Here is a 24,081-nt window from a genome sequence, read left to right on the forward strand (position 1 = left end):
ACAGCTTTCCCTTCTCTATTTTTTTTGCTGAAGGAATTGTTGCCAAATTTGATAAAACTATGTATAAATCTCTATAAGCATATTACTTATTTTGACTGTATTTATCTACTTTTTCCAGCTAAACTATCGCTAAAATTGACACCTGCTACTAAGACAAAATTTATTTAATAACATTTTTATAGATCCTTTCTTTAAATTCTCCTGCACAAGAAAGAAGCTAATAACCATCTTTGATGGTCATTAGCTTCTTTCTTTTCACCAAGTACATTTCCCTTGATTATTTTGTTTTTGCGATAGAAGATTTTACTTTCGCAACTACATTTTCTACCGTAAATCCATACTCTTGGAAAAGTTTATCTGCAGGAGCAGATGCACCGAAATGATCAATCGTAATATGCTCTCCTTTAGAACCAATGTATTCTCTCCAACCAAGAGATGCACCAGCTTCAATTGCAACACGTGCTTGAACACTTTCTGGTAATACACTTTCTTTGTATTCAGCAGATTGTTTTTCAAAACGATCCCAGCTTGGCATACTTACCACATTTACTGAAATTCCTTCTTCTGCTAACGCTGCTTGTGCGTTCATTGCAAGAGATACTTCAGAACCAGATGCTAAGATTAATGCTTGAGCTGCTTCTTTACCAGTTGAAACAGTGTAAGCACCTTTTTTCACACCTTCATATGCTTCTGCTTTTGTTAAGTCTAATGTTGGCAAGTTTTGACGTGTTAATACAAGAGCTGTCGGTGTATCTGTACTTTCTACAGCAAGTTGCCATGCAGCAGCTGTTTCTTTTGCATCTGCTGGACGAATGATAGAAAGTCCTGGCATTGCTCGTAGAGAAGCTAGTTGCTCAACCGGCTCATGAGTTGGACCATCTTCACCAACTGCGATACTATCATGTGTGAATACATACGTTACTGGTAATTTCATCAATGCTGCTAAACGGATTGCTGGACGTAAATAATCAGAGAATACGAAGAATGTTGCTCCGAATACTTTCACACCACCATGAAGTGCTAAACCATTTAGCGCTGCTCCCATAGCAAATTCACGTACACCAAACCAAATATTTCTGCCAGCATAGCCATCAATCGCAAAGTTCTTCTCACTAGTTATTAATGTTTTGTTTGAACCAGCAAGGTCTGCAGATCCGCCAAAGAAAGAAGGTACTGCACTAGCAATAGCTTGAATTGTTTTACCAGATGAGTCTCTTGTTGCCATAGAATCCCCAGCGTTAAATTCAGGTAAACTCTCTTGTAAACCTTCAGGTAGCTCGCCTTTGATAGCTGTTTCTAATTGAGTTGCTAGCTCTGGATAAGCAGCTTTATAGCCTTCATATAATTCGTTCCAAGCTTTTTCTTTATCTGCCCCTTCTTGCGCTAATGCTGTATAGTGCTCAGAAACTTCTGTTGGAACATGGAATGCCTCTTCATATGACCAACCATATGTTTGTTTCGCTAATTGTGTTTCAGAAACTCCTAGTGGTGCACCGTGTGATGCTGATTTTCCACCTTTATTTGGAGAACCATAACCAATTACTGTTTTCACTTCGATTAATGTAGGCACATCTGATTTTTTTGCTTGCGAAATTGCTGCTTGAATTTCTGTTAAGTCATTGCCATCTTCGACGCGAATAACTTCCCATCCATATGCTTCAAAACGTTTTTGGACACTCTCAGAGAATGAAAGATTTAAATCTCCATCTAAAGAAATATCATTTGAATCATATAAAACTACTAATCTGCCCAATTTTAAGTGACCTGCAAGTGAAGCAGCTTCTGCAGATACACCTTCCATTAAATCACCATCACCACAAATGCTGTACGTATAGTGGTCTACCACTGGATAGTTTTCTTTATTATATGTTTCTGCTAAATGTCTTTCTGCCATTGCCATCCCAACTGCCATTGCAATACCTTGTCCTAATGGACCAGTAGTTGCTTCAACACCTGGTGTATGTCCGAATTCTGGATGACCTGGAGTTTTGCTTCCCCATTGACGGAAGTTCTTTAAATCATCAATTGAAACACCATAATTGAATAAATGTAACAAGCTATATAGAAGCATAGAACCATGTCCTGCTGATAACACAAAGCGGTCACGGTTGAACCAGTTAGGGTTAGCTGGATTATGATTCATTTCTTTTGCCCATAGTGTATATGCCATTGGAGCTGCCCCCATCGGCATTCCTGGGTGACCAGAATTTGATTTTTCAATAGCGTCGATTGATAAAGTACGAATCGTATTAATTGCTAATTGTTCAATATTTGTTTTTACTTGATTACTCATTTTCCTCATCCTTTTTTGATTTATTTAATGCTAAACCTAAACTATTGAATGGCTTTATTAACTTAGGCTTAGGGGTTTATTTAAATTGAATTCCATCCTTTTGAACGGCGAGTTCACCTGTTAAACAATTATTTTTTATCCATCTTAATACTTCATCTGCTAGTTCGTTTGCAAGGATTCGATCGATGGCTGTTGGGTTTACTCCCATGCATAATGCTTCATCAATTTCTGTATATTTCCAATCTACATCAAGCTTACTAATCACGGAATTTTGGATTACCTCTTTTGAAGTTTCGCTGTATATTAAGACATTAGAAGTTTTTATATATGTATACCTCTTCATTATTGCGTCACATAAGGCGGTAATTTCTTCTTCCTCGTAATCTACTGCTAAATAGTTCCCATCCACTGCAAGAGAGATGTCCTGCAACATATTGGTCGACGGATTCCCCTCTATCGAAAAACCAAATAATCTTGGTTTATCATATTTAAGAGAATGAATGGTATCCTGAACTTTTAACACATTCTGAGTAATACTGTTAAGTGCTGTATCATACCCTAAAGTCCAGTCATTTCCTTTCAGGTTATTGTAAATGGAAACTGGAACAAATAAAGTACGAATGGCTTCTTTATTGGCTATAGAAGTTTGCCATATTTCTTTGGCATGCGCATCCCCAATTACAACTGTCATATCCATTGGAGCAAGTGCTTGATTCCACTGATAGTTTACTGGTGTAGAGCTTACCTTTAAGATAGCATGGCTTAAATATGGTGCATCACTAACTTCTTTCAATTCCGTATAAGTGACTTCACCTGATTCTCTGTCTATTTCAAGTCCAAATAGTTGATGCATAGAAGTTAACTCCTCATATAATCGATGAAGAATTTGTTTTACCCCTGAAGGCACACAACCTAAGACAATCACACCAACCTTCAACATCTTACCCCCTAACTTTTACATAAGCTATACGTAACTAATAATATACAGAAAAATGTCCATGATTTTTGAAGAAAAAGTATTTTTTTACCTTTTCTTCTCAATGATATATTTTTCCAAAACCATTATACCATACAACTTTCAAAGAATAAACCATACATATTTAGTATAACCTATTAATGGTACGTACAAGTTATAATATGTTTCATTTGATAAATAGGAGGTCAATTTGTCCTACTATTAACAATAATATGATTCTAATTCTTTAATTCCATTAATTCTATTAGTATGTCTTCCACCTAGAAATTCTGCGCTTAACCACGTATCTACAATTAAGCATGCTAATCCTTCACCAGTAACTCTTTCTCCTAAACAAAGGATATTGCTATCATTATGTTCTCTTGTTGCTTTAGCTGAGAACACATCTCCGACAACCGCGGCACGTATTCCAGTGATTTTATTTGCAGCAATACTCATACCAATCCCCGTTCCACAGCACAAAATCCCTAATTGGTTCGCTCCATTCACAATAGATTCGCCAACATTTTTGGCGTAATCTGGAAAATCTACACTTTCCCGACTATGACAACCAAAATCCTCTACTTCCAAGCCAGTTTTAAGTAGATGTGCTTTTACCGCTTCTTTTAGCTGATATCCGCCATGATCACTAGCTATTGCTATTTTCATAAACTTATCCATCCTTCCTAGTTATGATGGTTCTTTTTCAGATGTATTCTATCATAAAAGCAACCATTTGTATTCGGTTTCAAGTGAAAACTTATTAATTTTTAATAGTAGTAGTGATGTTTAACAGTCTTTATGGAAAAATGAAAAGGCTGGGACAAAAGTATTCCAGCCAAGGATAATTCCGAACAATTATACGAAGATGCTAATCAAAGTTCCGTATAATTGTTTGGTTTTTTATTCGTTTTTTAAAGGATGTTTCCATGTAGTTTAGTGCGATTCCCCGCAGCCGGAATACACTTCACTTTCCGTGGGGCTCGCGCTAATCCCCGTGGCGCCTTCGTGTATTCCGGCTGCTCTGTTTTTCCAACTAATTATATTTCCTCTTGTAAAAGTATGCGAAAGCAGCCGCTATTTACTAGCTAATTCGATATTGTTCGTCTTTACAGAGTATCTATTTAGTTATGTCCATCCTCTTTTTCTGCTACTTGATTAAAAGATAAAGCATATATTAAAAATCAAAATTATCTGGATCTGGACCAACTCGTTGATCCATGTTTAATGCATCGATCTTATCCATTTCTTCTTTTGTTAAAGTAAAATCAAATACATTTCCATTTTCGATTATACGGTGCTCTTTCACGGATTTCGGAATCGTAACAATACCATTTTGCAAATCCCATCGAATAATTACTTGCGCAACAGATTTCTGATACTTTGTAGCAATCTCTACTAATTCAGGCTGATCTAATAATTGGCCTTGCATTAATGGAGACCATGCTTCTACTTGAATTCCAAGACTCACACAATAAGCAATTAATTCTTTCTGCGTTAGGCGTGGATGCAATTCAATTTGATTGATCATTGGTTTCATTTCTGCATCTTTCATTAATTCCTCTAAATGATGGATTTGAAAATTACTTACCCCAATCGCTCTTACTTTCCCCGCTTTGTATAGTGTTTCTAATGCTCTCCATGCTTCTTTATATTTGCCTTCTTTTGGCCAATGAATAAGGTATAAATCTAAATAATCTAGTCCCAATTTTTCTAGACTTACTTCATAAGCTTTTAGTGTCTCTTCATAGCCTAAATCGTCTGTCCATACTTTTGAAGTAATAAACAAGTCTTCTCTCGCAACTCCTGCTTCTTGCATTCCTTTTTTTATTCCTTCACCAACTCCAGCTTCATTCCCATAAATAGCTGCCGTATCAATGCTGCGATAGCCATTTTTAATCGCAGAGCTTACAGCATCAACGAGTATTTGACCTTCTTCCACCTTAAATACGCCTAATCCTAACCAAGGCATCTTTACTCCGTTTGTTAAATTAACTGTATCTTGTAAGTTTTTCATCGTGTTAAAACTCCTTTTTGTAATGAATTTTTTTCTAAAACTAAACTGAAACCTGTTAGGAAGATAGCAGCGACAACCATTATTCCGCCAACCCAAGAAGTATGGATTAGTCCTAGTGAATTGGTTACTATTCCTCCTAAATAAGAACCGATAGCAATTCCTGCATTAAAGGCAGCAATATTAACAGCAGAAGCAACATCTACCGCACTTGGTACATAGCGTTCTGCAAGCATTACTACGTAAACCTGCAATCCCGGAACATTCATAAACGCCAATAATCCCATAAAAAGAATGCTTATTAAGCCAATTACTTTAAATGGCAGCGTAAAAGATAAAATGAACAGTACCATTGCTTGAACGATAAACATATAAAATAATGCCTGTAGCGGATTTTTATTAGATAGCTTGCCACCAATCATGTTCCCAATCGCAATTGCCACGCCATACAATAATAAAATTCCTGCTACCGTATTTTGCTGAAATCCTGTTATTTCATGCAGCAATGGAGAAAGATAAGTGAAAACGACAAAAGTTCCACCATATCCTAATGCCGTAATTAAAAAGAGCATTAAAAGTCGAGCGTTTGTAATTAACCGCAATTGGTCTTTAAAGGTTGCACGGCCGCCCTTAGATAAGTTACTTGGTATAAGTACACTATTTGCGATAAACGCAATAATTCCAATAATAACAATGATGATAAATGCCAATCTCCATCCAAAGTGTTGTCCGATAAATGTCCCAAATGGAACTCCCGTTACGGTTGCAACGGTTAATCCGGAGAACATAATAGAGATTGCACTTGCTCTTTTTTCTTTTTCTACTAAATCTGCTGCTATGGTTGAACCAATTGACATAAATATACCGTGAGCAAAAGCTGATACAATACGTGCAATCAGTAAGATTGTGATATTTGGTGCAAATGCAGCTATACTATTGCCGATAATAAAAACAATCATGATCCACAATAATAGTGATTTTCGTGAAAAATTTGAAGTAATAGCTGTCAAAACTGGTGCTCCGATGGTGACGCCGAGTGCATAAATAGAAACGGTTAATCCCGCTGTTGTAATCCCTATATGAAAATCTTCCGCTATTAATGGAAGTAAACCAACACTTATAAATTCCGTAGTCCCAATCGCAAAAGCACTAATAGCTAATGCAATTAAAGCGAAAGTATTCTTTCTATGCTTCAATTTTCTTTTCCTCCTATTAAATATATCGTTAACCACTAGTGGTAGTTTTTTTCTTATCTTGCATTTTAACCGGCAAGTGTTATTATGAATCATATAAGACAAATAGAAAAGTACGTACTTTTTTGTAATGTAGGAACCTAAAAGTTATATAGGTACAAAAAAGTACCTATAAAATGGAGGATATCATGGAAAATAAGAAATATAATATATCCGTCGAAGCCACTTTAGAAGTAATTGGGGGGAAGTGGAAATGTGTGATTTTATGCCACTTAACACATGGTAAAAAGAGAACAAGTGAGTTAAAACGATTAATGCCAAATATTACACAAAAAATGCTTACACAACAATTAAGAGAATTAGAAGAAGATGGCGTAATTAACCGTATTATCTATCAGCAAATACCACCAAAAGTAGAATATGAATTAAGTGACTATGGAAAAAGTTTAGAGCCTATTTTAAATGCCCTTTGTGCTTGGGGAGACACTCATATAACTAAAATTTATGGAGATAAAAATTTAGTGTTGGAAGATAGTGTGCTAAATAAATAAGGTTTTACAAAAAAATCTCCTGCTTTTGAAAAATGGGCAGGAGATTCTCATTTTTATCGTTCACAATTTAATGTACTAAATATCGTATAGCCGTTTGTAATTGGATATCATTTTCGTCTTTTTGCTTCGCTATTTTAACCGCTTCTTCCAGCTTCGCAGCCGTTTTTGAATCAATTATGCCAGTTACCTCGAGCGTGTTTTTATCTTGGAATGCTCGCACAGCAACTTCTGTTTGCGGACTATAATAGCCATCTTGTCGATCTGTCGTGAACCCTAGGCTTGTCAAAATTTCTTGTGCATATTTGACTTGTTCATCATTATCTTCTAACTTTAGCGAGTCTACAATTTGCAAAGGATGAGTGTGATATAAATCTGTTTGCTTTACTTCAATGGTTGGTTTTATTCCTTTTTTATGGATCCAATTTCCATCAGGAGTCAGCCATTTAGAAACGGTTAATTTGATTTCACTGCCATCATCCATCAAAATTGGTTGTTGGACTGTTCCTTTTCCAAAGGAATTCTCCCCAATTAGCGGATAATCTGCCCCTTCTTTCAAGGCAGCAGCTAAAATTTCCGAAGCGGACGCACTACCATTATCAATCAGCACTACAACTGGATAGTCCTTTTGTTTATTTAAATCAGAATAAAACGGTTCGCGGTCTCCATTTCTATTCTCTACTTGTAAATAAGGTTTATGGTCAGTTAAAAATTGCTCCACAATAGCGTTCACACTAGTAAGCAATCCACCAGGATTACCGCGGACGTCTAAGATAAGACCAGAAATTTCATTTTTCTCTAAAGTACTTAACGCTTTTTCAAATTCACTTGCCGTATCTTTAGAAAAAGACGTAATTTCTATATAGCCAATCTTTTCTCCACCATCTTTTTTGATATCAGAATAAACCGTTATTTGGGGAACTTCATCTCGTACAATGTCTACCTTTAGCGGTTTATCTACCGATGCTCGTTTAATTTCTAGTTCAACCTTGGTTCCTTTTTCCCCTCTAATTTGGCCAATTACGTCATTTAAGTCTTTTCCTTCTACCTTTTCTCCATTAACGGAAATAATTTGATCTTGTGGTTTAATGCCCGCTTTTTCTGCTGGAGAACCTTTAATTGGAGAAACAATGATCATTTTATCTTCTTCTATACTAATTTCTGCGCCAATTCCTTCAAAAGAAGAATCTAATGCCTGTTCAAATTGTTTTGCAGCCTCTTGATCCATATAAACAGAATATGGATCCTCCAAGGTAGCGAGCATCCCTTTGATTGCTCCATCCTCTAATTTCTGCTTGTCTACATTTTCTACATAATTTTGCAGGATGATCTGATAGGCTTTATCTAACTTATAAAGAGATGTTGTCTCACTTGTTTGATCATTCGTTTGATCCCCTTGTCTTTTTTCTAAAACGGTTATTCCCATATATGTCATTCCTGACCCCGCTAGTAAGGAGCCTGCCATGTAAATAGCCAACCATTTTCGATTCATTTCAACCGTCCCTTCTTCTACAACGATGTATTTATCCCTTTTTTATGTATATGATGGGTTCGGACAACTTATGATGAATCTATTTCATACAAAAAAAAACGGTGCCAAAGACGAAATAGCTTTAACACCGTTTTTCTTTTTCTAAAAGAATGTATACATGTGGATCAGTAAATTTATTATTCCTTACAACTCTTTTATCCTCAGCACGCGCATTGCATTTAGAACGGCAAGAACCGTAACACCTACATCGGAGAAAACTGCTTCCCACATCGTTGCAATGCCAAAGGCTCCAAGTAATAAAAAGATCGCTTTGACCCCTAAGGCGAATATAATATTTTGCCATACAATTCGTCTTGTACGTTTTGCAACAGACAGCGCTGTTGCTATTTTAGAAGGTTCATCTGTCATAATGACAATATCTGCTGCCTCAATCGCTGCATCTGCACCTAAACCGCCCATTGCCATTCCTACATCAGCTCTTGCTAAAACAGGAGTATCATTTATCCCATCCCCAACAAATAAAATTTTTTCTTTCACCTGCTTTTGTGCATCTAGTTTCTCTATTTCCTCGACTTTATGCTGTGGCAACAGCTCCGCATGAACTTCATCTATTTTTAATAAAGCGCCGATCTTATCGCCAACCTTTTTAGCATCACCGGTTAACATGACCGTTTTCTTTATCCCCAACTCTTTTAAACGTTGAATAGCTTCTTCTGCATCTTCTTTTACCTGATCAGAAATAACAATGGAACCAATAAATTCTTGATTTACTGCCACATAAATAACCGTACCAACTTCTTCGTTTTGTAAGTAATCTATGTTTTCTTTTAACATCAATTTTTGATTACCAGCTAGCACTTTCTTCCCATCAAACTTCACAATAATTCCATGGCCAGATAGTTCCTGATATTCTTCCAAACGTTCCTCGATTATTTGAGCATGATATGCTTTTCTAATGGATTCCGCAATCGGATGATTAGAATGCGCTTCTGCATAAGCTGCATATTCCAAAACTTCTTCTTCTGAAAATCCAGGAGAGGCTTTGATTGAATTTACTTCAAATACTCCTTTTGTTAAAGTACCAGTTTTATCGAAAACAATATACTTAATATCATTTAATGCTTCTAAATAATTGCTCCCTTTTACTAAGATCCCCTTTTTTGATGCTGCACCAATTCCGCCAAAGAATCCTAACGGTATAGAGACAACAAGAGCACAAGGACAAGAAATAACAAGGAAGACTAGTGCACGATACAACCAGTCTGAGAAAGTTGCACCACTTATTAATAGGGGTGGCACGATAGCTAATAAAGCAGCTGTAATCACTACTACCGGCGTATAATATCTTGCAAATTTAGTAATAAAATTTTCAGTAGGTGCTTTGCGATTACTTGCATTTTGTACAAGCTCTAATATTTTCGTGACTGTTGATTCTCCAAAATCCTTTGTTACTTCGATTGTTAGTACTCCGTGATTATTAATAAATCCACTTAGTACCTCATTACCAATCTCGATATCACGAGGGACGGACTCGCCTGTTAACGCTGATGTATCGACAGAAGAGCTTCCTTCTATAACCCGTCCATCAAGCGGAATTTTTTCCCCTGGCTTTACCATAATGATATCACCAATTTTCACTTGCTCTGGTGGCATCTTCTTTAATTCTGTTCCATCCTTTACATTTGCATAGTCTGGCCGTATATCCATTAAGCTAGTAATCGATTTTCTGGAACGATTGACGGCTACCCCTTGGAATAGCTCACCTATTTGATAGAAAAGCATAACTGCTACTCCCTCAGGATATTCTTGAATAGCAAATGCGCCTAATGTTGCAATTGACATTAGAAAATGCTCATCAAATACTTGCCCACGTAAAATGTTTTTTATCGCTCTAAATAAAATGTCTCCCCCGACAATTAAATATGCTAAGAAGAAAAGAGCAAATTCGATAATTCCAGTTAACGGAGCAATAATTCCAATCGCTGCAACAATCGTTCCAGCGATTAATCTTCCAATTAATTTCTTTGTATTTTCCGCACCGTGATCATGCGAATGTCCATGTGTATCGTTGTCATGCTCGTGATCATGTGCATGATTATGGGAGGTAGAAGTAGCTCTTTTTCTCTTTTCCACCATTTTCACATGTGGTTCTAGTCTCGTAATTGTTTTTTCAGCCTTTGCTAAAATATTGTTTTGTTTCGATTCATCTAACTGTAAACTTAACGTTTGTGTAGCAAAGTTGACATTACATTCACTAACTCCATTAATGGAGGAAATTCCATTTTCTATTTTCATTGCACAATTAGCACAGTCTAAGCCTTCTAATGTAAATTCTTTTTTCAATAGCTGCTTCTCTTCTCCCATCTCTATCCCTACTTTCCTTTGAAAATTTTATCTATTACACACTGACTTATATTATTTTTTAATATATGAACAATTATTCATATACTCATATTTATATTATATGAATTATCTTATAAAAGTGTCAATCTATATTCTGATTTTTTATAAGAAAGAAACTTCCATCAGTGGAGTATAAAAAAGAAGAGAAGGCATCTTGAAAACATCAAAAAGACTGTAGAATCCCCTTTCCTTCTAGAAGCTTCTACAGTCAATATAGATATTAGAAAGTATCTGTTACTTAGTGATGTCTTGCATGATCAATCATTTGTTTTAATACACCCATTACATGCTCATCATCACAGGAATAAATCATTGTTGTTCCTTCTCGCTTATATTTAACTAAGCGCAAATTCTTTAAAAAACGAAGTTGATGAGAAACAGTCGATTGGAGCATATGCAGATTTTCTGCGATTTCATTAACAGAATGCTGCTTTTTTGACAATAAATGGAGGATTTTTATCCTTGTAGGGTCTGATAGTGCTTTAAACGTTTGAGAAACAATAAATAGTGTTTCTTCATCCAATTCATGCTTATTTATTGGATCCATTGATTCATTTTTATCATTAAATTCGCTCATCTATAATCTTACCCCTTTATTATTACAAACCTTTCCATCTATTATAGCATACAAATTTATGCTTTCTGTAGCGACATGACTCCTTCTATTTCCTTCTGATATCCAACTCTTTCCACCAAAAGAAATAATGGCGTTCATTTAAAAATGAACGCCATAAAGTCGGGTTTAGGAGAAATAACATATGCCTATCATTTCATGTTTAACTCTCCTTATTTCGGATAAACTAGTACTATACTATTCTATTACAATGGAACAATTCCAATTGGATTAATTGCATTTGATTTTGCTTGGTTCCAAGGTCCTTTATGCAATTCAAAATGTAAATGCTGTCCAGTAGAATCACCTGTATTACCCATTGTACCGATACGTTGTCCTTTTGAAACAACATCTCCAGCATTTACTAAACGACTGCCATCTCTCATATGTGCATAAACCGTTGTGTATTGCTGTCCATCAATGTAATGACTAATAAAGATAACTTGTCCATAACTACTTGAATTATACGATCTTATAACTACACCATCTGCAGCCGAATAAATCGGAACAGCTCCAGTCGCTGCAATATCAACACCTGCATGGAAAGTACCCCAACGTTGTCCAAGCCCTGAAGATAAATAGCCGCCGCCTGCTGGACGGGTAAAGTTACCAGATGATACAGAAGTAGATGACTTCGATACACTTGGAGAACTGCTGCCTCCACTAGACGAGCTGATTGATGTAGTTTTATTCGAACTAGATTTAGTAGCTGATGCTTTTTGTGCAGCAGCTTTTTGTGTAGCAGCTCTTTCCGCAGCAGCCTTTGCTTCTGCTTCTTTACGTTGTCTTTCTGCTTCTGCCGCTTTTCTTGCTAATTCTGCTTGTCTTTCTTTCTCTAATTTTATCGCCTTTTCCATAGCTACCTGTTGATCTTTAAGTAGCTGTTCTTCTTCCTCTAAAGAAAGCATTTCTGCATGTACGTGATTTTCCTCTTCTTTCAATTGAGCCATTAATTTGTCTTTTGCTTTTTTCTCTGTATTCAACTGAGAACTTAGCGATTCAAGATCAGCAAGCATTGTTTCTAGTGAGCTTAATTTCGACTTTAGCTCTGCTTTAGAGTCCTCTAATAGCTTTTTATCCGCTTCTTGCTCTTTAATTATCGTTTGATCCGCTTCTACGATTGTTGCTACAGCACCAACTCTATCAATAAAATCACTGAAGCTTTGTGAACCCATTAACACATCTAGGTAATTAACCATACCTCCAGTTTGCTGGTAAGATCTCGCACGCTCTTTCAGTAATTCATTTCTTTTTTCAATCCTTGCTGTTACTTCTTCAATTTGCTTTTCTAATTTTTTCACTTCTTCTTTTGTAGTAGAAATCTGCTCTTTTTTCTCGGTAATTTTGACTTGTGTGCTTGAGATAGACGTATTTAATTTCTTAATCTCTGTTTCTACTGATTCTTGTTCTGAATGAATATCATTTAATTTATTAGAAGAATCATCTAGTTTGGATTTCACATCATTTTGCTTATTCTCAATATTGCTTTTTTCCTTATTCAACTCACTTAGCGAACCTTGGGCATATACCGGTGATGTAGTTGATGCTGTATAAGCGATAACACTACTTATAGTTAACGCAGACACAAGTGTTAATTTTGCAACTTTCTTTTTCATTTAGTACAAGCTCCTTCCCCGTATACCAATATGTAAACTTGGTAAATTTGTTGCTTTCTCTCTTTTTATTCAAATAGAATAGCTTGAAGCACTATAGTTCTCGTTCTCCAAGCTATTGACCCTTAGACTAATTTTTTTATCGACAACCAACTTACACTCTTAAAAACTTGCGGATACTCATTACAGAACCCCAAATTCCAATTACTGCTCCCATTACTAAAAGTAATCCAGACACTTGGAATACAAACGGAGTATAATCTAAAATTTGAATATAGCTTCCTGCTAATTTTGCTATTAAAAATTGATACGCATAATAATAAACTGCGCTAACCGCAGCTATCGGAATAATTGATCCTAATATGCCAAGCCACATACCTTCTAGGAAAAATGGCCAGCGGATAAACCAATTGGTTGCTCCTACTAAACGCATAATTTCAATTTCTTTTCTTCTCGCAACAATCGTAATTTTAATCGTATTGGAAATAAGGAACATTGCTGTAAATAGTAAACCGATGATCAGCACAATCCCTACATTTCTACTCATATCAATTGCGCTAAATAGCTTTTCAACAGTACCTTGTCCATACCTTACTTTTGCAGCGTGTTCAAGCTTCTCAATTTTATCTACTACGGTTAATGTATCTTCTGGATCCTTCGTTTTCACAACAAAGACATCATTTAATGGATTATCCTGTTCAAAGAGTTTAAAGGCATCCCCATCTTCTCCTAGACTACTGATTAAGTTGTCCAATTCTTCCCCTTTAGGAGAGAAGACAACACTACCGACTTCTGGAATAGCCTTTATTTGATCTTCTAGCGTGTTTCTCTCTTCCTCTGTTGCTGCTACATCAATATGCACTCTTATCTCTACATTTTCTTCAATAGAAGTCGCTACATGATTTAAATTCATCATTATAACGAAGAATACTCCAACAAGGATTAATGTGATGGTTACCGCACTAACAGAGGCAAATGTCATCCAACCGTTACGAAGAAGGCTTTTAAAACTTTCTTTTGTGTGCCTAGCTACTGTCCTAGCCTTCATATCCGTATTCACCTCTCGTTTCATCACGTACAATTCTGCCGCCTTCAATAGCAATAACACGGTGCTTTATCGTGTTAACTACTTCACGATTATGGGTTGCCATTATAATTGTTGTACCTCTATTATTTATCGTTTCAAAAATATTCATAATTTCCCATGATGTTTCAGGATCCAGATTTCCGGTAGGCTCATCTGCAATCACTAATTTCGGGGAATTGACAATGGAACGTGCAATGGAAATACGTTGTTGCTCTCCTCCAGATAATTCTGTTGGCAACATCCTTGCCTTATGCTTTAATCCAACCAGTTCTAGAGTCTCCATGACTTTTTTCTTTATATATTTTGGGTTTTCTTCAATAACTTCTAACGCAAAGGCAACATTTTCAAAAACAGTTAACGTAGGAAGGAGCTTAAAATCCTGAAAGACAACTCCCATGTTTCTTCTTAATAATGGAACCTTCTTGTCTTTTAATTTTTCTAAATTTATACCGTTAATTCGAATACTTCCTTGTGTAGGCTTTTCTTCACGATACATCATTTTAATAAATGTAGACTTACCTGCACCACTTGGTCCTACTACATAAACAAATTCACCTTGATTGATCCTAACATTTATCCCATTAGCGGCTATTACACCGTTAGCATACTTCTTCATTACATTCTTCATTTCTATCATCTATTATCACACCTGAATTATTTTTTGTATGGATTATTGAAAAGTGAAGAAGTTACATATGAGTTTGAAAACATAAACGAATCACAGAAGAGTTATATGGAAGTGATTTGGTTTATGAATTTATCCTCTGGCAATAAGTTTAATTTTCCTAACCTATTCCTTCTACTTTTCCATATGATTCAAAAACCAAAATTCGACAACTTTCAACCGACTTAAAGTGACAATCTGCAATTATTCACAGGCTGCCCCTTTGCTTACTTAAGCTATTATATCATCATAATACGTCAAATTAACGTAAAAAATTATTACATTTTCTTTTCAAACATAACATAAAGTACTATTGTTTTCATCATATGCCAACAATTTCTATTAATATAGTACTACAAATCGACCTATTTCCCCTTTATTTTCGTTATTTTTTTCGATAAATAGTATTATATACCTGAATCCATTAATTTTTATTGAACATTATTTACATATTAAAAACCATCTTTTGTTAAGACACAAAAAATTCACAAAATTCATTTCCTGTATACTACATTCTAAAAAAAGAAAATTCGACAAATTTATAATAAAAAGCTGTTTTCGTAAAGTTTGTTGCGATTACCCGCAGCCGGAATACACTTCGCTTTCCGTGGGGCTAAGCTTAAGCCTCCTCCGCTTCGCCTCCGGGGTCTCAGACTGTCTCGCTAATCCCCGTGGCGTCTACGTGTATTCCGGCTGCTCCATTTTTTCAACTAATTCTTTTTTCGATTGAAAAAACAACAATCCTTTAGAAAACAGCCTAATAAAAAGAATATCTTCTTTAGTTCCGATTCCTTTTAAACCCAATGAATCATCCCTAAAAAAGATATTCTCAATAAAGTGAAACTTCCATCAGTGGGGGCTTTCCTTTATCCCCACTGATGGTTAGTTGAACCAATCGGACCTTTACGGACAGTTGATCTTCCTCGTATTCTCCTATGCTTGAGGGGGAGTCTTACTCCCATGAAAATAAACTGTTGTCATCTTGGAAATTTGGCAACACTAAATACGACGCAGCTCATTCGTGTTTTTTGAAAGAGAGCGCATATTCCAATTTATGAATGGTCCGTTTGCTTAAGATACTTTTGAGATGATTACTTGGTAGCCAAGTTTCTCTAACCTTTTTACGGAATAACTAACAATTGACTGTTGTTTTTGTTTATCAAAATGATCTTCTCCAAGATCAACATAATATTCCTTACGGGTTAAGAGGTAATAGGCAATTCTCAACATCGCATGGGCAACAGCCATTCCAGCTCTCTTTCTTCCTTTTCTCGCACAAATTCTTCTATAAAGCGCACCGAGATAGGTTTTTGATCTTGCAACCGAATGAGCCGCCTCTATCAATGCTGACCGTAAGTATTTATTCCCTTTTTTCGTCTTAGATGATTTCTTTTTACCCGCACTTTCATTGTGCCCTGGTACAACTCCCGCCCATGAACATAAATGAGCTGCAGTTGGAAACTGTTCCCCCACTTTATTTCCGATTTCAGCTAAAATCTGTTGGGCAGTAGGAATGGCAATCCCTGGAATAGAATCTAATCTTTCTATATCTTCCTTGGATGGTTCTAATCTAGATTCGATCTCCTCATCAATCATTTCAATATGTTTTGTCAAAAAATCTATATGGCTTAAAATCGACTTTAACATCATACGTTGATGGGCAGTTATTCTTCCTTGAAGGGAAAGTTCTAGTTCCTGTCTTTTCTCTTTTAACTTTCCTCTAGCTGAATTAGCTAATATCTCCACGTTGTCTTCGCCATCAGCGATCGATTGAAGCATTTCTCGGCTTGATACTCCTAAAATATCGGAAACAACGGATCCTAATTTAATATTGGCACCTTCCAGTACTTTTTGGATTCGATTATGTTGTCGTGCTCGTTCCTCCACCATACTTCGGCGATATCTAACAAGTTCTCTTAATTCTCGTTGATCTCTATTTGGAATATAGCTACCTTTTAGTAATCCATGTCGGAGTAATTCACAGATCCACTCGGCATCTTTTACATCTGTCTTTCTTCCAGGAACTGCTTTGATATGTTGGGCATTGACAACTAAATAACCGATTTCCTCCAATTCTAATAAATTGACAATTGGCTTCCAGTATACCCCAGTACTTTCCATCGCCACTTGTGTGCATCCATGTTCCTTCACCCAGTCTACTAGTTCTAATAAAAATACAGTCATAGTAGAAAAGGTTTTAATCTCCTTTCCCTCTGGAGTAACTACACATGCGGTTATACTGTTCTTATGAACATCTAACCCACATGCACGTTCCACAACTACTTGCATAAAAAAGCATCCTTTCTACGGCCACTAATTATGGAGGCTGGTGCAACAACCAGAATAGGGTTAATCTCCCATGCGTGCTTCTCAAAGAGAGCGACAATTGTTGGTGCACCTTGATCGTTGGTGTCAGACTGTCCGATGGACTCGAGGTACCACAGTAAGTCGACCTTCCTCTCCAGCCGTAGTATCAGTATGGGCAATCAACACCTATTTTCATCCTTGTTGGTGAAGCTTGCTTCATGGATGGCTGTCCGTTAAGAGTGGGATAATCTTATTTAAAACCTCTCCCAAGAACCTCTGAGGCGTCTGTTACAACCACAAATGCTGTTTCATCAATAGATTTTACTAATTGCTTTAGCTTTATAAATTGCGACTGATCTACGACACACATTAAGATTGGTCTTTCTGAATCAGTATAGCCACCGTGTGCAGTTAATCTTGTTACACCACGGTCAATCTTATTTAAAATACCTTCCCTTACTTCTTCTTGTTTATCGGTAATAATCAAAGTCATTTTTGAACTTCCAAATCCTACTTGAACAAGATCGATTGTTTTACTCGTTACAAATAAAGCAATTAATGCATAAAGACCTTGTTCAATACTAAATACGATAGAAGCAGTAATAACAATAATCCCATCAATTAATGCGACACATTTGCCTAACGAAATACCTGTAAATTTATTGATGATCTGAGCAGCTAGGTCTGTTCCACCAGTAGATGCTTTCCCTCTAAAAACAATTCCTATGCCAAGTCCAATCCCTATTCCACCATAAAGGGCAGCTAGTAATGGTTCATTTGTCCATGGCTCTAACCCTCTTGAAAGGTACACAACAAATGGTAAAAATACGGTACCCACTAACGTCTTCACTCCGAAGCTCTTTCCTAATAAAAGGACGCCTAAAATAAATAATGGAATATTAAATGCCCATTGCACATAGGCTGGTTCCCACGCAAACATTGCCTTTGTAATCGTGCTAATACCACTTACTCCGCCAGAGGCAATATTGTTAGGTAATAAAAACAAATTAAATGATAAAGCGACAATTGCCGACCCTATTAGCACATAAACATACTCGCGCAATTTCATTCTTTTACACCTCTATTTTCTTGTCAATTTCTGTCACATTTTCAAAGCATTCTTATTCGACAATCTTTTTTATTATGTAAAAATTGTAAAGAGCATAATCAAAAATATGACATCCTTTTTATAATCAGTGCAATTTATTAAAAAAAAAACAAACGAAAAAGAGGAAGCGATTCTCATTCCTCTATTCATCATTCAATGAACTGATTCTTCCCAAGCAGAGAGTATATCATCTATTATTTGAAGTGTAAATGGTGATAAATTAGCGTGGTAAAGCGATGAAATAAGAAGATTTGACCCCGCAAAAGTAGTTTGCGAGGTCTGTTAAAGACTATAAAATAAAAATCCAAAAGAGGAAGGCAAGTCCGAATCGATAATAAGCAAAAGGAGCCAACTTGATTTTGTTGATTAGCTGCAAGAAAAACTTAATAGCTAATAATGCAACAATAAAAGCAGTGAAAAAACCAGTCAGGAAAAGAGGAAGGTCTTGTGGAGTTAAATAGTTCCAGCTTTCGAACAAATCCTTACCAGTCGCAGCTGCCATGATCGGAATTGCCATAATAAAAGTAAATTCCGATGCTGTTTTGTGGCTCATTCCAGCGAGCAAACCACCAGATAAAGTTGCCCCAGAACGGGAAAAGCCAGGTACCAATGCAAAGCACTGAAACATTCCAACTGCAAATGCTTGTCGATAAGTAACTTGATCTAAGGTTTCTGCTGTAGGCTTGTGCGGTTTCCATTTCTCTGCTGCCAGCATCAATAGACCCCCGATAATAAGCGTAATTACAACCGTTCCTGATCGAAAAAGTACTTCCTTAATAAAATCATAAAATAGGACGCCTCCTATCCCAAAGGGAATAATTCCAATGGCAATATGAAAAATGCTTAATGTCCCAACCTCTTCCCCCTTCTGCCACTTTTTTATTCCTAGAATACTTAAAATTCGTCTCCAAAAAACAAAGACTACCGCAAGAATACTTCCTAATTGGATAATAATTTCAAACGTTTTGGCTTTCTCCCCTGTGAATTCTAATAAATGCGCAACTAAAATGAGATGGCCAGTTGATGAAACTGGAGCAAACTCAGTTAATCCTTCTACTATTCCTAATATAATAGCAATGATAATCTCCATGAAGTTCCTCCTCTTAGAAAGATGGGCGTGCTTTACAGAAAAATACTCAACAAAAATTAACGCATGTCCATTTAAATATATTTTTTAACGCCTTAATCTAGAATCGAAAAATAAAAAAAGAGCCAAGTCAGGCTCTTTTTTCACATGGCTTTATATAAATAAATATGCCAATTGCTTTCTTTCGATTCAAAATCCTTCATAAATTCAAGATTTGTTTCTTCTGCATTATTGATTGGGAGTGCAGATAGAATATATTGTCCCCCCATCTCTTTCAATGCTTCTACATTTAACTGTAAATGGTTAATCTCTTTATCGGATTGCTTAGAATATTGATAGTACTTGCCCAATTCATCGACAAAAATATAACATCTACCGCCCCAGTCGTCGTAATAGTTTCTTAACGCTTTATTTTTGTTAAGCTCTGGCTCGATTATTTTTCTAAATTGAAGCTTATATGTTAATGGATAAATATTGCTATAGGAATCCAGTGTATACATCCCATTATACTGTGCTACATTTGGATGGATGCCGATACTTACTACTCTATATTGATCCAGCGGCTTTCCGATAAATTCCTTAATGTCTGCAAATTGCTCTTCAGCAAAGTATTCTTTATAGCTTGGTTGATTTTTATACATGATCTGTTCATTTGTCAGCACTAAAATTAGTAACTGACCGATTATCAGCACATAGACAAGCTTACGACCGAAATAGCCATTCTTCCAGATCATTTTCAAAGTAAGTGCAAATAAAGTATAGATAATCACCGGTCGCAAATAATGAAATCTAGCAAAATTAAAGCTTGTTAAAATACCAAACTTCTCTTTTAATGGCTGCCATCCTTCAAAAAACCAAAAGGCATACCATGTTGAGAGGACGATATTCAATAAATGAAGACCTACATATAATTTATTTTCCTTCCACGTTTTTTTCAAACGAACGATGATAAGACCATATAAAGTTAATGGTAAAATAATAAATTGATGAATAGTTCGATCTTGATTATGACTGATCACATAATTTTTCACGACAAGCTTCAAGGTTTGCACAAAATTTAACTTTGATTGATAGAATACATCTCTGTTTGTTAATTCATCCGATAGTGGTGCAATCATGGAAAAAACAAGACGATAATCGATTGCTAAATAAATAAAAATCATATAGATAATGGCGATAAGAAATGCCCAATTTCTTTTTCTGTTCTTGATACTGTCGTATAGCCAAAACATTCCCATCGCTGCAAGGAAATAGAAAAAGCCAATAACAAAGGTTGAAAAGAAGGGAATGATCGTTAAAACAGCTGCATCCTTCCAGTTTCTTTCTCCGTTTTTAATATTCATCATACTCCATAAGGCAAGGGGCATTCCAAGAATGCTGAGCATTCCTGACGGCCAATACGGTGTTAAGCTAAAGGCTAGCGCAACGCCAATTGTAATCAGATAAGCATTTTTATGCTCCTCTTTCATCACATATTTTTTCAATAATAAATACATCCCTAAAAATGCAACAAAGTGAGTAATTGCTTGACTAAGTCCATATGCAATGACAGGAGGGAATAGTTGAAATAGGAAGACCATCGCATAATACTCGGAATAATAAGTGTCTCTCGAAAATTCCCCATTCATAATTTGTTCCACTGGTGTATGTAACGGAGAGAAGGCAATTCCGTTATCTTTCATTACTTCATACCATCCCAAGTTAGAATCTAGATTGTCATGTACTCGCATATGAGCATCTTCATTTAGCACAAAATAAGGCAGTACCCACAGTAAAACAATTACAATTGCTATATAAAAAAACGTTCTTTCTCTCTTTAAATAATTCATTTGACGCTCCTAGCATTTTCTTGATATCGTTTCGGAAAAACAAAATATTTCTGCCCTGCATAATTTAATAATGTATAGAAACCACTTCCAAATAGAACGGCAATTTCATCTGTATAGAAAGATAAAAAGGCCATTTCACTCAGCAGCATTTCCACAATTACCAAGCCTGCTTTATAAGCAAGAAAATAAGAGGCTAAAATGACTGCGATGAAGCGTAGTCCACTACTTCCTAAATCCGCAGTGCTTTTGAATGTAAATCGTTTATTTAGAAAATAACTTACACATGCTCCTACTGCATTTCCTATAAACGTTGCAGTCCAATAATGGAAATGCAGTATGTTCAAGCATAAATAAATGATAGATAAACCAATAAAAGTATTCATAAGACCAACTATTAAGAATATAAGAAACGATTTATCCTTCATCTAGAATGCACCTTTGATTTATTTCCTACTTTCTTGCATAAATTACTTTCAATAATATAACGTGGTCGCTGCTTAACCTCCTCATAAATTTTTCCGATATACTCTCCGATTAAACCGATACTCATAAGCATTAATCCACCAAGTAGCCAAACAGAAATCATCAAAGATGTCCATCCAGATTCTGTATGCCCCATAAAGTTCTGAACTAACGCATAGATACCAGCAAATACACTAATCACCGAAAATAAGAAACCTAACATCGTAATAAGACGGATTGGTTTTACACTAAAAGAAGTGATTCCATCTAAAGCAAAAGCAATCATTTTACGGAAAGGATATTTTGATTCCCCTGCTGCTCTAGCCTTTCGTTCATAATAAACTTTTGTAGATTTGAAGCCTAATAGAGGGACAACACCTCTTAAAAACATGTTTGATTCTTTAAACCGAAGCATTTCCTCGATTGCTCTTTTACTTAATAATCGATAGTCAGCATGATTATAAACAAGTGACAAGCCCATTTTCTCCATTAATCGATAAAAGCCTTGGGCCGTATTTCTTTTGAAAAAAGTATCTGTATTCCGTTTGCTTCTTACTCCATAGACGATTTCATTGCCTTGTAAATACTGAATAATGAATTCTCTTATTACGCCTGTATCATCTTGAAGGTCAGCATCGATACTTATCACACAATCTGAAAATTTGACTGCCTCTTCCAATCCAGCTAATAATGCACGCTGATGGCCAAAATTTCTCGATAGTTTCATTCCACTTACTAACGGATCAAACAAAGTAGCATTTTCGATTTTCTCCCATGTAGAATCTTTACTGCCATCATCAATAAACAGTAATTGACTTTGCTCACTGATTAAATTTTCTCCCATTAAATCGCACAAAACGGTTCGTAAATTTTCCATTGTCTGATCAAAAACTTCTTCCTCATTAAAACAAGGTACAGCAATGGTTAATATTGTTTTTTGCATTTGTAATACCTCTTTTCTTTCCACTTTTTCCTATAATGAAATATCTTTTTATTAAATACCCCACTTAAGTAAGACGGTGAAACTGTGAAATAGTTTCATTAATTGGAAAATATTATGTAAAAAAACTGTAAAAGAATAGTAAACAGAAAGTGAAAACGGATACTTTCATTAGTGCTATATAAAAAAGCCAAATTCGCCTGGATTAGCAATCACTAATCCATTCCGAATTTGGCTCTGTTTATTAAGAATTAATTTTGGAACGAAGATAAGCATTAATAAAGATATCAAGGTCACCATCCATGACAGATTGTGTATTCCCAACTTCTGTATTCGTGCGGTGATCTTTAACCATGGAATATGGATGGAAAACATAAGAACGGATTTGACTTCCCCAACCAATTTCCTTTTGTTCTCCACGGATTTCCGCAAGCTTTTCTTCTTGTTCTTCGATTTTACGTTGATATAATTTTGCTTTCAACATTTTCATTGCGGTTTCTCTGTTTTTAATTTGCGAACGCTCTGTCTGGCAGGAAACAACAACGCCTGTTGGAATATGCGTAATACGAACAGCAGAATCGGTTGTATTAATATGCTGACCACCCGCTCCACTAGCACGATACGTATCAATTTTTAAATCTTCTGTACGAACCTCGATTTCAATTTCATCGTTAAACTCAGGCATTACATCACAGGATACGAAACTTGTGTGTCTGCGGCCAGACGAGTCAAATGGTGAAATACGCACTAAGCGATGAACCCCTTTTTCCGCTTTTAAGTATCCATATGCGTTATGTCCTTTAATCGCTAACGTTACACTCTTAATACCAGCTTCGTCTCCTGGTAAATAGTCCAAGGTCTCCACTTTGAACCCTTTTTTCTCTGCGTATCTTGTATACATGCGCAGAAGCATGCTGCCCCAGTCTTGAGACTCTGTACCACCCGCACCTGGGTGCAGTTCCAAGATGGCATTATTTTTATCATACGGTCCACTTAATAATAAATTTAATTCGAACTGGCTTAAACGATCAACTAATTCCGTAAGCTCCTCTTCCAACTCCGCACGAAGCTCAGCATCGTCCTCTTCCTTCACCAATTCGTAAGTTAATTCAAGGTTCTCAAATGTTTCTACTAATTGGTAGAATTCATGAACCTGGTCCTTTAATGCATTGCTTTCTGAAATTACTGCTTGAGCTGCTTGCTGATCATTCCAGAAGTCAGGATGAAGCATTTCATCTTCTAACCCAGCAATACGCGCCTCTTTGTTCTCTAAGTCAAAGAGACCCCCTAAAGTTTTCTAGTGTTACATTTATCTTTTCTAACTCATTGCGAATATCTGCTAATTCCATTAATGTCACCCTTTATATAAATTATAGTTCTAAGTAGTTTACTACTTCCTTTATGTATTATATGGCTTTTTGAAAAAAAATGCATGTTTTCCTGTTAATTTAATAGTGAAGCGGGAAATTGATC

Annotated in this window: 19 protein-coding genes; 1 reads left to right on the forward strand and 18 read right to left on the reverse strand. The window is 36.0% G+C overall.

Going from position 1 to position 24,081, the window contains the following annotated elements:
• Positions 1–277: 277 nt before the first annotated feature.
• The 5 genes from tkt to NKG37_RS01850 form a co-directional block, all read right to left on the reverse strand.
• Positions 278–2,293, reverse strand: coding sequence for a transketolase (gene tkt / locus NKG37_RS01830; protein WP_016203432.1), 2,016 nt, complete (start codon positions 2,291–2,293; stop codon positions 278–280).
• Positions 2,294–2,369: 76 nt separating this feature from the next.
• A complete protein-coding gene (locus tag NKG37_RS01835) occupies positions 2,370–3,233 on the reverse strand; it encodes a 6-phosphofructokinase (RefSeq protein WP_224427647.1) in 864 nt (287 codons plus the stop codon).
• 237 nt (positions 3,234–3,470) lie between these two features.
• Positions 3,471–3,917, reverse strand: coding sequence for a ribose 5-phosphate isomerase B (gene rpiB, locus NKG37_RS01840; RefSeq protein ID WP_016203434.1), 447 nt, complete (start codon positions 3,915–3,917; stop codon positions 3,471–3,473).
• Positions 3,918–4,425: 508 nt separating this feature from the next.
• On the reverse strand, positions 4,426–5,265 hold the full coding sequence (locus tag NKG37_RS01845) for an aldo/keto reductase (protein WP_169189114.1): 840 nt from the start codon (positions 5,263–5,265) through the stop codon (positions 4,426–4,428).
• The gene (locus NKG37_RS01850) at positions 5,262–6,458 is read right to left on the reverse strand and encodes an MFS transporter (RefSeq protein WP_254415696.1); all 1,197 of its coding nucleotides are present in this window, start codon (positions 6,456–6,458) and stop codon (positions 5,262–5,264) included. The genes NKG37_RS01845 and NKG37_RS01850 overlap by 4 nt, the downstream gene beginning before the upstream one ends.
• Before the next feature lie 185 nt (positions 6,459–6,643).
• On the opposite strand from NKG37_RS01850, the gene NKG37_RS01855 reads away from it, so the two are divergent.
• Positions 6,644–7,006: a winged helix-turn-helix transcriptional regulator gene (locus NKG37_RS01855; protein WP_016203437.1), complete on the forward strand. Its 363-nt coding sequence runs from the start codon at positions 6,644–6,646 to the stop codon at positions 7,004–7,006.
• Positions 7,007–7,073: 67 nt separating this feature from the next.
• Here NKG37_RS01855 and NKG37_RS01860 read toward each other — a convergent pair whose 3' ends face one another.
• The 13 genes from NKG37_RS01860 to prfB form a co-directional block, all read right to left on the reverse strand.
• Entirely contained in the window at positions 7,074–8,495 is a 1,422-nt protein-coding gene (locus tag NKG37_RS01860) for a S41 family peptidase (RefSeq protein WP_169189116.1), read from the reverse strand.
• Positions 8,496–8,678: 183 nt separating this feature from the next.
• On the reverse strand, positions 8,679–10,859 hold the full coding sequence (locus tag NKG37_RS01865) for a heavy metal translocating P-type ATPase (RefSeq protein WP_254415697.1): 2,181 nt from the start codon (positions 10,857–10,859) through the stop codon (positions 8,679–8,681).
• 277 nt (positions 10,860–11,136) lie between these two features.
• Positions 11,137–11,475, reverse strand: coding sequence for an ArsR/SmtB family transcription factor (locus NKG37_RS01870; RefSeq protein WP_016203441.1), 339 nt, complete (start codon positions 11,473–11,475; stop codon positions 11,137–11,139).
• Between the two features lie 242 nt (positions 11,476–11,717).
• A complete protein-coding gene (locus NKG37_RS01875) occupies positions 11,718–13,127 on the reverse strand; it encodes a murein hydrolase activator EnvC family protein (RefSeq protein WP_169189118.1) in 1,410 nt (469 codons plus the stop codon).
• A 151-nt stretch (positions 13,128–13,278) separates the two neighbouring features.
• On the reverse strand, positions 13,279–14,172 hold the full coding sequence (gene ftsX, locus NKG37_RS01880; protein ID WP_016203443.1) for a permease-like cell division protein FtsX: 894 nt from the start codon (positions 14,170–14,172) through the stop codon (positions 13,279–13,281).
• A complete protein-coding gene (gene ftsE, locus NKG37_RS01885; protein ID WP_016203444.1) occupies positions 14,162–14,848 on the reverse strand; it encodes a cell division ATP-binding protein FtsE in 687 nt (228 codons plus the stop codon). Before ftsE ends, ftsX begins: the two co-directional genes overlap by 11 nt.
• A gap of 1,098 nt (positions 14,849–15,946) precedes the next feature.
• Positions 15,947–17,164, reverse strand: a complete 1,218-nt coding sequence (locus NKG37_RS01890; protein WP_254415698.1) for an IS110 family RNA-guided transposase — start codon at positions 17,162–17,164, stop codon at positions 15,947–15,949.
• 268 nt (positions 17,165–17,432) lie between these two features.
• Complete coding sequence (locus NKG37_RS01895) at positions 17,433–18,251, reverse strand: YitT family protein (RefSeq protein ID WP_016203445.1); 819 nt, start codon at positions 18,249–18,251, stop codon at positions 17,433–17,435.
• A gap of 328 nt (positions 18,252–18,579) precedes the next feature.
• Positions 18,580–19,380 carry an undecaprenyl-diphosphate phosphatase gene (gene bacA, locus NKG37_RS01900; protein WP_016203446.1) on the reverse strand — a complete coding sequence of 267 codons (801 nt, stop codon included), beginning with the start codon at positions 19,378–19,380 and terminating at the stop codon, positions 18,580–18,582.
• Between the two features lie 140 nt (positions 19,381–19,520).
• The gene (locus NKG37_RS01905; protein ID WP_254415699.1) at positions 19,521–21,206 is read right to left on the reverse strand and encodes a DUF6044 family protein; all 1,686 of its coding nucleotides are present in this window, start codon (positions 21,204–21,206) and stop codon (positions 19,521–19,523) included.
• Positions 21,203–21,631: a GtrA family protein gene (locus NKG37_RS01910; RefSeq protein ID WP_254415700.1), complete on the reverse strand. Its 429-nt coding sequence runs from the start codon at positions 21,629–21,631 to the stop codon at positions 21,203–21,205. Before NKG37_RS01910 ends, NKG37_RS01905 begins: the two co-directional genes overlap by 4 nt.
• On the reverse strand, positions 21,628–22,611 hold the full coding sequence (locus tag NKG37_RS01915) for a glycosyltransferase family 2 protein (RefSeq protein ID WP_254415701.1): 984 nt from the start codon (positions 22,609–22,611) through the stop codon (positions 21,628–21,630). The genes NKG37_RS01910 and NKG37_RS01915 overlap by 4 nt, the downstream gene beginning before the upstream one ends.
• Positions 22,612–22,852: 241 nt before the next feature.
• Positions 22,853–23,957 (reverse strand): peptide chain release factor 2 gene (prfB, locus tag NKG37_RS01920; RefSeq protein ID WP_156827808.1). Its coding sequence is split into 2 segments (ribosomal slippage): positions 22,853–23,884 and positions 23,886–23,957, totalling 1,104 coding nucleotides; the frame shifts between segments, so codons are not numbered across the junction.
• Positions 23,958–24,081: the final 124 nt, after the last annotated feature.

The organism is Niallia sp. RD1 (assembly GCF_024219955.1).
Taxonomy (GTDB): domain Bacteria; phylum Bacillota; class Bacilli; order Bacillales; family Cytobacillaceae; genus Niallia; species Niallia alba.